The sequence below is a fragment of the Leifsonia sp. T36S-04 genome, assembly GCF_042465655.1.
GTDB lineage: Bacteria > Actinomycetota > Actinomycetes > Actinomycetales > Microbacteriaceae > Leifsonia.
The window spans coordinates 3,044,661-3,056,607 of the sequence record NZ_CP146286.1 but is presented as its reverse complement, the minus strand read 5'-3'; the positions used below and the strand labels follow the sequence as shown (position 1 = coordinate 3,056,607).

At 69.0% G+C, this 11,947-nt stretch carries 11 protein-coding genes and 1 tRNA gene; 4 read left to right on the top strand and 8 right to left on the bottom strand.

Annotated elements, in window-relative coordinates:
- Positions 1-63 precede the first annotated feature (63 nt).
- From P3F85_RS14880 to P3F85_RS14870, 3 genes are all read left to right on the top strand, one after another.
- Positions 64-858: a substrate-binding domain-containing protein gene (locus P3F85_RS14880; RefSeq protein WP_374008624.1), complete on the top strand. Its 795-nt coding sequence runs from the start codon at positions 64-66 to the stop codon at positions 856-858.
- Positions 855-2,072, top strand: a complete 1,218-nt coding sequence (locus P3F85_RS14875; protein WP_374008623.1) for an ROK family protein — start codon at positions 855-857, stop codon at positions 2,070-2,072. The genes P3F85_RS14880 and P3F85_RS14875 overlap by 4 nt, the downstream gene beginning before the upstream one ends.
- Before the next feature lie 77 nt (positions 2,073-2,149).
- A complete protein-coding gene (locus P3F85_RS14870) occupies positions 2,150-2,905 on the top strand; it encodes a hypothetical protein (protein ID WP_374008622.1) in 756 nt (251 codons plus the stop codon).
- 131 nt (positions 2,906-3,036) lie between these two features.
- On the opposite strand, the gene P3F85_RS14865 is transcribed toward P3F85_RS14870, so the two are convergent.
- From P3F85_RS14865 to P3F85_RS14850, 4 genes are all read right to left on the bottom strand, one after another.
- Positions 3,037-4,797 carry a beta-galactosidase gene (locus P3F85_RS14865; RefSeq protein WP_374008621.1) on the bottom strand — a complete coding sequence of 587 codons (1,761 nt, stop codon included), beginning with the start codon at positions 4,795-4,797 and terminating at the stop codon, positions 3,037-3,039.
- 69 nt (positions 4,798-4,866) lie between these two features.
- Positions 4,867-6,213: a sugar ABC transporter substrate-binding protein gene (locus P3F85_RS14860; RefSeq protein WP_374008620.1), complete on the bottom strand. Its 1,347-nt coding sequence runs from the start codon at positions 6,211-6,213 to the stop codon at positions 4,867-4,869.
- Between the two features lie 52 nt (positions 6,214-6,265).
- Entirely contained in the window at positions 6,266-7,225 is a 960-nt protein-coding gene (locus P3F85_RS14855) for a carbohydrate ABC transporter permease (RefSeq protein ID WP_374008619.1), read from the bottom strand.
- The gene (locus P3F85_RS14850; protein WP_374008618.1) at positions 7,225-8,148 is read right to left on the bottom strand and encodes a carbohydrate ABC transporter permease; all 924 of its coding nucleotides are present in this window, start codon (positions 8,146-8,148) and stop codon (positions 7,225-7,227) included. Before P3F85_RS14850 ends, P3F85_RS14855 begins: the two co-directional genes overlap by 1 nt.
- A 122-nt stretch (positions 8,149-8,270) precedes the next feature.
- On the opposite strand from P3F85_RS14850, the gene P3F85_RS14845 reads away from it, so the two are divergent.
- On the top strand, positions 8,271-9,329 hold the full coding sequence (locus P3F85_RS14845; protein ID WP_374008617.1) for a LacI family DNA-binding transcriptional regulator: 1,059 nt from the start codon (positions 8,271-8,273) through the stop codon (positions 9,327-9,329).
- 174 nt (positions 9,330-9,503) lie between these two features.
- Here the strand turns inward: P3F85_RS14845 and P3F85_RS14840 are convergent.
- The 4 genes from P3F85_RS14840 to P3F85_RS14825 form a co-directional block, all read right to left on the bottom strand.
- A tRNA-Arg gene (locus P3F85_RS14840) sits at positions 9,504-9,576 on the bottom strand.
- Positions 9,577-9,604: 28 nt separating this feature from the next.
- Positions 9,605-10,003: an MmcQ/YjbR family DNA-binding protein gene (locus P3F85_RS14835; protein ID WP_374008616.1), complete on the bottom strand. Its 399-nt coding sequence runs from the start codon at positions 10,001-10,003 to the stop codon at positions 9,605-9,607.
- Positions 9,991-11,001: a DUF4434 domain-containing protein gene (locus tag P3F85_RS14830; protein ID WP_374008615.1), complete on the bottom strand. Its 1,011-nt coding sequence runs from the start codon at positions 10,999-11,001 to the stop codon at positions 9,991-9,993. The genes P3F85_RS14835 and P3F85_RS14830 overlap by 13 nt, the downstream gene beginning before the upstream one ends.
- Positions 11,002-11,063: 62 nt before the next feature.
- Complete coding sequence (locus P3F85_RS14825; protein WP_374008614.1) at positions 11,064-11,843, bottom strand: dienelactone hydrolase family protein; 780 nt, start codon at positions 11,841-11,843, stop codon at positions 11,064-11,066.
- Positions 11,844-11,947: the final 104 nt, after the last annotated feature.

Genomic DNA, 11,947 nt, shown 5'->3' with positions numbered 1-11,947 from the left:
ACCGGTCTATCGGGCAGACTGCCTATTCGAGGGTGCTGCGGAGAACGAAGGGGGTGCGGTGCGGTGACAGATGCTTCGGCCTCGATCGGCGTCGTGATCCGGCACGGGCGCGACCGTGATCCGGTCGCCTCCGCGATCGTGCGCGCCATCGCGGCACCGCTTCTCGCCGCCGGGATGCGCTTCATCACGCGATCGGTCGACGACGAGGAGGCGGAGCTCAAGACCTATCGCCTCTGGGCGCGCGTCGGAGGCATCGCCGGCGTCATCGTGCTCGGTGCTGCAGAAGCCGACCCACGCATCCGTCTGCTCCGCCAGATCGACATGCCGTTCGTCGCCCTCGCGCCCGTCGCCGTGGAGGTCGACTATCCCGCGGTGACCGTGGATGCGGCCGCCGCGTCGCGCGCGCTCGTCTCGTACCTGGACGGCCATCCCGCCCGTCGCTGGGTCTACATCACCAGCCAGCTCGTGCCGGAGCCCTTGGTCGGGGACGCCGGGACCGGCGCGCGCACCATCGAGACCATCCAGACGGTCGACATGGTGGGAGCGGCGGTGCGCGTCGGCGCGGAGAGCTCGCCGGAGAACCCGACCGCGCTGATCTTCGACACCGACCATGACGCCGTCGCCGCCCTGGACGCGTTGCAGGAGCACGGTATCCCGGTGCCGGAGGCCGTTGCGCTGATCTGCTGGAGCGACTCGCAGGTCTGCCAGAGCGCCAGCCTGCCGATCACCGCCATCGACCGGCACGGGCGCGAGATCGGAGCCCTGCTCGGTACGGCTGCGCTCGCGGCCATCCACGACGACGACCTGCCGGCGCTCGCCGCACCGGAACCGGTGGTCGTCGTGCGGGAGACGACGTGAGCGCCGCGCGGCGGCTGGGGCCGTCGTCCGCGAACACCCGGAGCGCCATCCTCGACATGGTGCGTTCCGGCGGAACGGTCACGCGCACCGAACTCGCCGAACGCTCGGGGCTCACCCCGACCTCCATCACCCGCGTCGTCAAGACCCTGATCGAAGAGGGCCTGGTCATCGAGACCGGCTTCAGCGAGTCGACAGGAGGCAAGCGCAGCAGCCTGCTCGAACTGAACACGCGGGCGCGGTATGCCGTCGGCCTCTCCCTCGACGCGGGGCGTCTCACCTACGTGGTGACGGACCTCGCCGGCAACGTGATCGGCCGGCTGGTCTCCCCAGGCATCGAGGAGGCCGGCCCGAGCGAGGATGTCGCGCGCATCGCCCGCGAGCTCGGGCAGCTCCTGGTGCAGCTCGACATCGCACTCGAGTCCGTCGTCGGAGTCGGCGTCGCCGGGGCCGGTCTCGACCTGGGCGCGGGAGCCGAGCGGCTCTCGCTCACGGCGACCGAATGGGAGTCGTTCGCCCTGAACAAGGCGCTGGAACCCCGCATCGGGCTACCGGTCGTGCGGGACAACGATGCGGCGTGCGCTGCGCTCGGTCAGTACTGGGCGGGCCGGGTACCGGCGACGCAGGACTTCGCGACGCTGTACCTCTCCAATGGATTCGGCCTCGGCATCATGGTCGGCGGCAGCGTCGCGCGCGGAGCATCCTCGAACGTCGGTGAGATCGGCCACATGGTGATCGACATCGACGGACCGCAGTGCTGGTGCGGAGCCCGGGGCTGCCTGGAGATGCTGGCTGCGCCGCGCGCGGTGGTCGCCTGGGCACTGGAGGACGACGGCCTCGCCGGGCAACTGCAGCTCACCGGCGACCCGCAGCGCTTCCGCGCCGACTTCGAGGCGATCGCGAGAGCAGCGGCCCAGGGCGAATCCCGCTGCTGCGAGCTGATCAAGCGATCGGCGCGCTACGTCGCGGCGGCGGTCCTGTCGATCGTGAACGTCCTCGACCTGGAGCGCATCGTGCTCGCGGGACCTGGCTTCGCCGACGCGGGTGCCATCTACGTCCGCGAGATCCGGGAGTACGTCTCCCAGTTCGCGCGCACGCGCGCCATCCACCCCGTGCTCATCGAGCTGGCCGACCCGGGCCTGGATGCGGCGGCCGGGGGAGCGGCGACCCTCGCGCTGCAGCACGCTCTCACTCCGCACGCCGCGCGCGGTCGGTAGCCCTTCCTCTGAGCCCTCTCATCGGCTCACGCCCGTCACCCAGGGTGGAGGCTGCTTCGGCCGGGATGCTGGGGATCGTGCGAAACAAGGTGCCCGCGGTGACCGCCCTGTTCTGGGTGACGAAACTGCTGACGACGGCGATGGGCGAGACGGCGTCCGACTACCTGGTGAAGACCATCGACCCTGTGGTCGCGGTCGCGGGCGGCTTCGTCGTGTTCGCGGCGGCCCTCGTGCTGCAGCTGGTGGTGCGCCGCTACATCCCCTGGGTGTACTGGCTCGCCGTTCTCATGGTGGCGGTCTTCGGGACGATGGTGGCCGACGTGCTGCACATCGTCCTCGGGGTTCCGTATGTCCTGTCGACCGTCGCGTTCGCTGTCGTGCTCGCGGCCGTCTTCGTGCTCTGGTACGCGACCCAGCGCACCCTCTCCGTCCATCGCATCGACACCCACGCACGCGAGCTCTTCTACTGGTCCGCGGTGCTCGCGACGTTCGCGCTAGGGACGGCGGTCGGCGACCTGACGGCGGTGACGTTCGGGCTGGGCTACTTCGCCTCCGCGCTGGTGTTCGGCATCCTCTTCGCCATCCCCGGCATCGCCTATCGCTGGTGGGGGATGGGCGCGACCGTGGCCTTCTGGACCGCCTACGTGCTCACCCGCCCGTTCGGTGCGTCGATCTCCGACGGTCTCGCCGTCTCGCACGCGCGCGGCGGACTGGCGCTCGGCACCGGACCGGTCAGCCTGGTGCTCCTCGCGATCATCGCGGTGTGCGTCGCCGTCATGAGCAGGCGGCCCCGCGCGATGGCGCGTCCCGCGCTCGGCGACGCGCTGGAGTGACGCGCGGCTCGCCCTCGCCCGCGCCCGGCTCGCCCCCGCCCTCGCGCGATTTGCGCCAATTCGCGGTTTTGGCACGCGAATAACCGCGATTTGGCGCAAATCTCGCAGCAGGACGCTGGCGCGAACCCCCGTCAGACCTCGGTGTGGCCGAGGCGGGGCTCCGGCACGAAGGCGGCGACCGCCTCGGCAGAGGATTCCAGCTCCAGGATGACGAGCTCGTTCCGTCCCGAGCGGACGACGCCGCGCGGGACGTGCAGCGTCTGCTGGGGGCCGCGGGTCCAGTACCGGCCGAGGTTGAAGCCGTTGATCCAGGCCACGCCCTTGCCCCAGCCGGTCGTGTCGAGGAACAGCGTGCCCGACTCCTCGAGGTCGAATGTCGCGCGCGCGAACACGGGACCGGCGAGCCGCTCCGGGGCCGCGTCGACCGCATCCAGCGCCGCGATCACCGGAGCGAGGGATGCCAGCTCCAGGGGAAGGACGCTCCACCGGCGCAACTCCTCGCCGTTCAGCTGCACCGGACCGATCAGTCCCTTGGGCTCACCGATGCGCGGCCCGTAGTCGACACGGCCCTGGTCCTCGACGAGCACGGTGAGGGTCCCGCGGCTCGGGGAGAGCGCGATCGACGAGTCGTGGTGGTCACGCGCCAGCACCCCGACGGGGTTGCCGCCGACCGAGACGTAGGCGCGGTCGCGCACCTCGCCGAATTCCAGGACGGCGGGCTCCGCGGTGTCGATCTCGGTGCGATACAGCCCGAGGCCGCTGTAGTGTCCCAAATCGTCGAAGGTCGGAAGCGTGTCCGAGTGCGACCACGTGCCGAGCCGTTCGGCGACGGCCCACAGCGGCACGGCCGCGTCGAACGGCACGGTGAAGGAGGGCGCCGCCGCGATGGACACCTGCTCCAGCTCCGGCACCGCCGCGTACTTGGCGATGACATCCCGGAACGCCCAGAACTTCTCGGTCGGCTCGCCGGCCTCGTCCAGAGGAGCGTCGTAGTCGTAGCTCGTCACGATCGGCTGGTAGACGCCCTTGTCGTTGGCGCCGTTCGTGAAGCCGAAGTTGGTTCCGCCGTGGAACATGTACAGGTTGACGGATGCGCCGAGCGCGAGAAGCTCATCCAGATCCGCCGCCGATTCGGCGACGGGTGTCGTGTGGTGGTGCGTGCCCCAGCTGTCGAACCAGCCGTCCCAGAACTCCGAGCACATCAGCGGCCCCGACGACTGGTGCCTCCGCAGCGTCGCCAGCCGCTCGCGCGAGCGGGAACCGAACGACGCCGTCTTGAGCAGGCCCGGCAACGAGCCGTTCTCGAGCATGTCGTCCTCCGGCTGATCGACCGTGGTCAGCGGGACAGTGATCCCGGCCCCGCGGATGACGTCGACGAGCGCGCGCAGGTACGCCTTGTCGTCGCCGTACGCGCCGTACTCGTTCTCGACCTGCACCAGCAGCACCGGGCCGCCCTCGGTCACCTGCAACGGGCGGACGATCTCGAGCACGTTCCGCAGGTAGTCGCTGACCGCCGCGACGAACCTGGGCTCCGAGCGGCGGATGCCGACCGCCGGGTCGGTGAACAGCCAGGCGGGGAGACCGCCGTTGTCCCACTCCGCGCAGATGTACGGCCCTGGGCGGACGATCGCGTGCATCCCCTCGTCGGCGACCGCGCGCAGGAAGCGATCCAGGTCGAGCGGGCCGTCGGCTCGCCATTCGCCCTGCCGGGGCTCGTGGGCGTTCCACGGCACATATGTCTCGATCGTGTTGAGCCCCATCAGGCGCGCCTTGCGGATGCGGTCCGTCCAGTCCTCCGGGTGCACGCGGAAATAGTGCAGGGCTCCCGAGAGGATGCGGTGCGGCTCGCCGTCGAGGACGAAGTCGTCGCCCGCGATCTCGAAGGTGGTCATGGTTCTCCTGGTGGGGGTGGAATCGGGATGCGGCCGGTCGCGCCGATGCGCGACCGGCCGCAGGCGGAGCTACTTGCCGGTGACGGTGAAGCCCTGCTGGTTGCCGTACTCGACGAGCGCCTTCTGCCACGCCTCGAGGGCCGGGTTCAGGCTGGAGTTCGACGTGTACGCCTGGCCGACGGTGTCGCCGTAGATGCTGTTCGCGTAGACCTGGAACGGCAGGTACTGCCACCCGGTCGAGACGTGCTTCGCGCCGTCCACGAGCACCTCGTTGATCTTCTGGCCACCGAAGTAGTCGGGCGCGCTGGCGAGGAACTCGGACGAGTTCAGGTCCTTCGTCGTCGACGGGAATCCGCCGGACTTCAGGAAGACCTTGATGCTCTCCGGGTCGTTGTTCAGCCACTTCAGGAAGCCGGCCGCGAGTGCCTGGTTCTTGCTCTGCTTGAGCACGACCTGGCCGCCGCCGCCGTTCTCGGCGTTCGCGGGCGTGCCGTCGTAGGTCGGGATGGGCGCGACGCGCCACTGCCCGGCGCCGTCCTTCACCGACGACTCCAGCACACCGGGCATCCACGCGCCGGTCACCAGAGTGGCGATCGACCCGTTGCCGAGCGCCTTGAACCAGTCGTCACTCCAGCCGGGAACCGTCGAGAGCAGCTTGCCCTCGACCAGCTTGTCCCAGGTGGCGGTCCACTTCTTCGTGCCCTCGTCCTGCAGGTTCATCGAGACCTTCGTGCCGTCGACGGAGAACGGACGTCCGCCGGCCTGCCAGATCATGGAGGTCGTGAAGCCGGAGTCGCCGGAGTCGCTTGTGATGTAGGCGTTCGGGTCCGCGGCGTGCAGCTTCTGTGCGGCGGCGACGTACTCGTCCCACGTCTTCGGCACGTCGATGCCGTACTTGTCGAACAGCGTCTTGTTGTAGAACATCGCCATGGGGCCGGAGTCCTGGGGGAGTCCGACCAGCTTGCCGCCGACGTTCACCGAACCCCACGGGCCCGGCGTGTAGTCGCCCTTCAGCTTGTCGAAGCCGTACGTGCCGAGGTCGACGAGGGAGTCGGAGAGCGCGAACTGCGGGATGGCGTAGTACTCGACCTGTGCGACGTCGGGCGCGCCGTTGCCGGCCTTGATCGCGTTCTGCAGCTTCGTGTACTCGGTCGTGTTGGTCCCGGCGTTGACCAGCTTGACCTTCACCTTCGGGTACTTCTTCTCGAAGGCGGCGACCTGAGCCTCCGCCGAGGGCGTCCACGACCAGTAGGTGATCGTGCCGCCCTGCTTGAGGGCTGCGTCGATGTCCGAGGCGCTGCCGCCGCCCGACGAGGTACCGCCCGAGCAGGCGGCGAGAGAGACGCCGATGACGGTGCTGACCACCGCCGCCGCGACGGCCCGGCGCAGGGTCCGGGACGCGAGTGTGCGCTTCATGAGCTTCCTTTCACTTCTTTGTGGAATGCGAGTGCATGGTTGGGGATGCGGGTCACTGCTTGACGCTTCCGGCGGTCAGACCCGACTGCCAGTAGCGCTGGAGCACCAGGAACGCCGCCACGATCGGAACGATCGTGATGAGGGATCCGGTGATCACGAGGTTGAAGATCGGCTGGGCGCCGACCCCTGTCGCCTGCGCGCTCCACTGGCTGAGCCCGACCGTGAGGGGGTACCAGGTCGGGTCGCTCAGCATGATGAGCGGCAGGAAGTAGTTGTTCCAGGTGGCGACGATCGCGAACAGCGCGACCGTCACGACGCCAGGGGCGAGAAGCCGCAGCGAGATGGTGAAGAAGGTGCGGAATTCGCCGGCTCCGTCCATCCGGGCCGCCTCGAGCAGTTCGGTCGGGACCGCCTCTGTGGCGTACGTCCAGATGAGGTAGAGGCCGAATGGACTGATCAGCGACGGCAGGATGATCGCCCAGGGTGTGTTGGTGATCCCGGCCTGGCTGAACATCAGGAAGGTGGGGACGGCGAGTGCTGTGCCGGGCACGGCGATCGCCCCGAGCACCACGGCGAACACGGCCCGCTTGCCGGGGAAGTCGTACTTGGCGAGGCCGTAGCCGGCCACCGTCGCGAGGAGGGTCGCGCCTCCCGCGCCGACGACGACGTAGAGCAGGGTGTTGCCCAGCCACTGCACGAAGATGCCGTCGCGGTACGTCAAGGTGTCCGCGATGTTCTGGAACAGATTGAAGTCCTTGCCGAACCACAGTCCGAAGGACGAGTACAGATCCGGCTGGCTCTTCGTCGCGTTGACGAGGAGCCAGATCAGCGGCACGAACGAGTAGATGACGAAGACGATCATCACGATCGTGAGCAGCGGCGACTTGCGGACGCCGCGGCCGGAGGAGACGCCGGCGTTGCTGCGCGCGGCTGCGCGGGAGGGCGTCGAGCGGAACCCGGAGCGTCCGCGGCTGCCTTTGCGCCCGCTCGTCGTGTCGGTCAGGGAGGCCATCAGCGGATTTCCTTCCTCGTGCCGCGGAGCTGCACCACGTACGCGATGACGGCGGTGAGGACGCCCATCACGATCGCGACGGTCGCGGCGTAGTTGAACTGCTGCCCGGCGAACGAGAGGTTGTAGGCGTACATGTTGGGGGTGAAGTAGCTGCTGATCGCGTTGGGCGCCAGCTGCTTCAGGAGGTTCGGCTCGTTGAACAGCTGGAAGCTGCCGATGATCGAGAAGATCGTGGCGATCACGATGGCCCCGCGGATGGCCGGGAGCTTGATGCTGAACACCGTCCGGAACGCACCGGCGCCGTCGATCTCGGCCGCCTCGTAGAGCTCGGTCGGGATCACCCGGAGCGCGGCGTAGAAGATGAGCATGTTGTAGCCCATGAACTCCCAGGTGACGATGTTGCCGATGGAGGCGAGGACCCACTGCCCGCTGAGCGGGGCGAGGCCTGTCCCGAGCAACTGGTTGAGGCTCGCTGTCAGACCGAACTGGTCGCCGTAGATGAAGCCCCAGATGAGTGCCGCCACCACGCCGGGGACGGCGTACGGGAGGAACAGTGCGATGCGGAAGAACGCCGCGCCGTGGAGGCGTGCGCTGTCGAGGGCGAGAGCGGCCACGAGCGAGAGCACGAGCATCACCGGTACCTGCACGACGAGGAACAGGACCACGCGCCCGAGCGACTCCCAGAACTTCGCGTCCTGCACGACGGCGAGGTAGTTGCCGAGCCCGACGAAGGCATTGCCGCCGATGAGTTGCTGACGGAACAAGCTGAGGTAGATCGCGTACACCACCGGCGCGATGATCATGGCCGCGAAGACGATCATGAACGGGGCGACGAAGGCCCAGCCGCGCCAGTCGCGGCGGGCCCGGCGGGGGCGCCGGCCGCCAACCGGGGCGGTCGCCTGCCTGAGGGACGTCGTTGTCATGTGTTTCCCGAATTCGAGTCGCTGAGCGATGTTTACGTCAACATCGTGGGCGCTACTCTAACATGTTGACGTCAACACAGCGCAAGTCTTCTTCGCGCTACACCTGCATTGAAAGTGGAGACATGACCGAGCCGATCGACGACCTCCGGCCCGCTCCGGCGACCCGCAAGCGCGGCCCGTCGCTCGGCGACGTCGCTGCGCACGCCCGCGTATCGACGCAGACCGTCTCGCGCGTCGCCAACGGACTCACCAACGTGGAGGAGTCGACGCGCCAGCGCGTCCTGGCGTCGATGCAGGCCCTCGGGTACCGGCCCAACCGCGCCGCACGCGCTCTCCGCTCTGGACAGTTCCGCAACATCGGTGTGGTGATGTTCACGCTGTCCTCGTACGGCAACATGCGCACCCTGGATGCGATCGCCGTCTCCGCCGCCACGGCGGGCTACTCGATCACGGTCGTCCCCGTGGAGCGACCGACGCAGAAGGACGTCAACCTCGCGTTCAGCCGCCTGCTCGAGCAGGCCGTCGATGGCATCATCGTCGTCCTGGAGGCCCACATCGTCGACCGCGGCGACGTGGAACTCCCGCCCGGACTGTCCGTCGTGGTCGTCGACTCCACCGAGCGCCCCGACTACCCACAGGTCGACACGGACCAGGCCGAGGGAGCGCGCCAGGCGACGGAGCACCTGCTGAGCCTCGGGCACCGCACGGTCTGGCACATCTCCGGACCGGCGGAGTCGTACTCCGCAGCCCGCCGCGAGGAGTCGTGGCGCGAGACCCTGGAGGAGGCCGGCGCACCCGTCCCCGAGGTGTTCCGCGGGGATTGGTCGACCGCCGCGGGGTACCGCCACGGTCGCGACATCGCCGGGCGTCCGGAGATCACCGCCGTCTTCGCCGCCAACGATCAGATGGCTCTGGGCGTGCTGCGCGCGCTCCACGAGGCCGGCCGCCGCGTGCCGGAGGACGTCAGCGTGGTGGGCTTCGACGACATGGCCGAGTCCGACTCGTTCTGGCCGCCGCTGACCACGATTCACCAGGAGTTCGAGGCGATCGGCCGTCGCGCGCTGGAGCTGCTGATCGCCGAGATCGAGGAGCGTCCCGAGCCCGTGCGCTCGTCGGTGCAGCACACCCGACTCGTGGTGCGGTCGAGCACCGCGCCCCCGCCGCCGCCCGCGCTGCGGTGAGTGCGGTGGTTCGTACCGTCTGCTGCTGCGCGACCGCCGGCAGACGTTCCGAACGCCGGCAGTCGCGGTGAGCGGCGGCGCGCGGGCGCACGAAAAAGGCCCCGCTCTTCAGCGGGGCCGTTTCTACTGTCTCAACCAGTATGCGTCTCAGACACATGCGCATCTCGGACACAGTGCGCCACGAGGGATTCGAACCCCCAACCTTCTGATCCGTAGTCAGATGCTCTATCCGTTGAGCTAGTGGCGCATGACCCGCACGCGGGCCGGATACGAGCCTACATGACCGCATCCAAGACTGCCAATTGGCGGCGCAGTGCGACCTGGCGATACGACGTCTCGATCAGCTCGGCCGTCTCGGACCAGTCGTCCGCCGCCCGGTCGAGCTCGATCGCCAGCCAGCCGCTCGGTCCCCAGTACTTCGGGACGAACACGCGGGCGTCCTGCCGCCAGGCCGGCGCTTCGGCAGGATCCGGCTTGAAGACCAGCGTGTCCGTGCGGTCCATGGAGGCACCGAGGACCGCGAATGCGCGGCCCGCCTCGCCCGCTTTCCAGGAGGGTCGACCGTGGTTGACGGTTTCCACCGCCTCCGGAAGACGCATCGCGATGGCCCGGATCCGCTCCACCAGAGGGTCTCCGGCGTCGAAGAGCTGTGGATGCTCCATCAGCTGCACCACGCCCGATACGCGGCCAGGTTGGCCACGCGAAGCGCCCGGTCCGTCGTGGCCCGAGTACCCGAGAAGTAGTCGTTGTAGGTCCACTGACTCAGAGTCGCGCCCGTCGCAGCGATCGCGTCGAGGTACGGGGCCATCCGCGCGACGGAGACCGGCGTACCGTTCCCGTCTCGTGCAGGGGTGTACACGGACGCCCACAGGGCGGAGCCGGCCGCGCGCGTGTAGCTCTTGGCCAGCGTGAACGCGGCCGCTTCCTGGCTGGGCGACCAGGCTGTCATGCCGAAGCCGTCCTGGAGATTCCACACGTCGACCTTCGCTGTGTCGATGAGCGGCTTGAGAAGCTGCACGTACCGGGTCGCGCTCGCGCCCGTGTAGATCGCGCTGGGCATGAACGGCGACACCATCACCGGCTTGTTGCCGTCGTGCGAGTGCAGGTACGCGGTCAACTGCCCGAGCCATCCCGCGTAGGTCTTCGCTTCTCCCGCCGTGTCGATGTCGGCGAACCCGGGCTCGGTGGGGACGTACCATCCCGCGATCGTGTTTCCGTAGAGCGCGTAGAGATCGTGTGCGACGGCTTTCGACCGATTCACGAAGCCGGTCAGCCACGCGGTGTCCTCGTGGTGGGCCGGGAACCCGTCGGGCGCGACCACCAGTCCCATCCAGAGCTTCTGGCCGGTCGCCCGGGCGGCTTGGACGAGCTTGGGGATGGAGTCGTTGAATCGGCTGTAACCCAAGCTGGGCGAGGAGGGGTACGCCGCGTCGTTGGCATCGAGATGCACGCTCCACACCACGATCGTCGAGCGGATTCCGACCGACGACTGTTCTCGGAACGTCGACTCCATGTCGCCGACCGACCAGTCGTCATAGGGCGACCAGAAGGTGCCGGAGTACGTGCTCGCGCGGGAGGCGCACCTCTCTGCCGCCACCGCGCCGTTCGGGGCGAGCAAGCTGAGAGCGACGGCCGCGCTGATGGCAGCGACCATCCGGATCCATCTGGGCATGATTCCTCCCATTCCTCGATCCTCGCCGACCCGCCGCCCGCACGGAAGACAGTGGATGCGCGCTAGCGGAACACCTCGTCGAGGAAGCACACCAGCGCACGCCAACTGCGTGCATCCGCGACCGGGCGGTAGCGGTCGGTGCCGGGGATGGTGAAGGCGTGCGGCGCGCCCGAATACGTGGTCACCTGCCAGTCGACGTGCGGCGCGGCGCGGAGCTCGTTCTCGAAGGCGACAACAGCCTCGTCCGGCACCACGGGGTCGTCGCCGCCGGTCAGGACCAGCAACGAGCCCGCGATCTGCGCCGCATCCGACGGGTCGTGGGCGATCAGCCCGCCGTGGAACGACGCCACCCCGCGCGCGGGCGCGCCGGTGCGCGCGAACTCGAGCGCGGCCGTCCCGCCGAAGCAGTAGCCGATCACGGCCAGGCGCGCGGGGTCGACTGCCGGATGCTGCTGGAGCCAGCTGAAACCGGCCGACACCCGAGCGCGCAGCAGCTCCAGGTCGCGATAGTACGTGCCTGCTTCGGCGGCCGCCGCGTCGCCGGTCGGCCGGACGTCGGCCCCGTACAGATCGGCCGCGAACGCGACGTATCCGGTCCGGGCGAGCATCTGCGCGCGCATCTTCACGTTGTCGGCGACGCCGAACCAATCGTGCAGGATGAGCACCGCCGGCCGCCGCTCGTCGGCCTGCGCATCCCGGGCCAGATAGCCCTCCAGCGGCAGCCCCTCGTGCTCGTAGCTCACGCTCTCCGCCTCGATGACGGAGCGCTCGCCAATGGGCACCTGCTCGAGCAGGTTCTGGAAGGCGGGGGCGAGGGAGGGCGATGGAGCATCGAACGTCACGGGGGGACTCCAGAGTCGTCACGTCGCACGGTCGGCGGGCGCCGCCGGCGGCCTGGGCTGCTGTGACCAGGGTCGCGGAATGCGCGGGAGCCCTCGGGTGCGGG

Bases quoted from the DNA above. Each gene is read 5' to 3' on its own strand.
- P3F85_RS14865 (WP_374008621.1), bottom strand. From the start codon at position 4,797: ATGACCACCTTCGAGATCGCGGGCGACGACTTCGTCCTCGACGGCGAG.
- P3F85_RS14860 (WP_374008620.1), bottom strand. From the start codon at position 6,213: ATGAAGCGCACACTCGCGTCCCGGACCCTGCGCCGGGCCGTCGCGGCG.
- P3F85_RS14855 (WP_374008619.1), bottom strand. From the start codon at position 7,225: ATGGCCTCCCTGACCGACACGACGAGCGGGCGCAAAGGCAGCCGCGGA.
- P3F85_RS14850 (WP_374008618.1), bottom strand. From the start codon at position 8,148: ATGACAACGACGTCCCTCAGGCAGGCGACCGCCCCGGTTGGCGGCCGG.
- P3F85_RS14845 (WP_374008617.1), top strand. From the start codon at position 8,271: ATGACCGAGCCGATCGACGACCTCCGGCCCGCTCCGGCGACCCGCAAG.
- P3F85_RS14830 (WP_374008615.1), bottom strand. From the start codon at position 11,001: ATGCCCAGATGGATCCGGATGGTCGCTGCCATCAGCGCGGCCGTCGCT.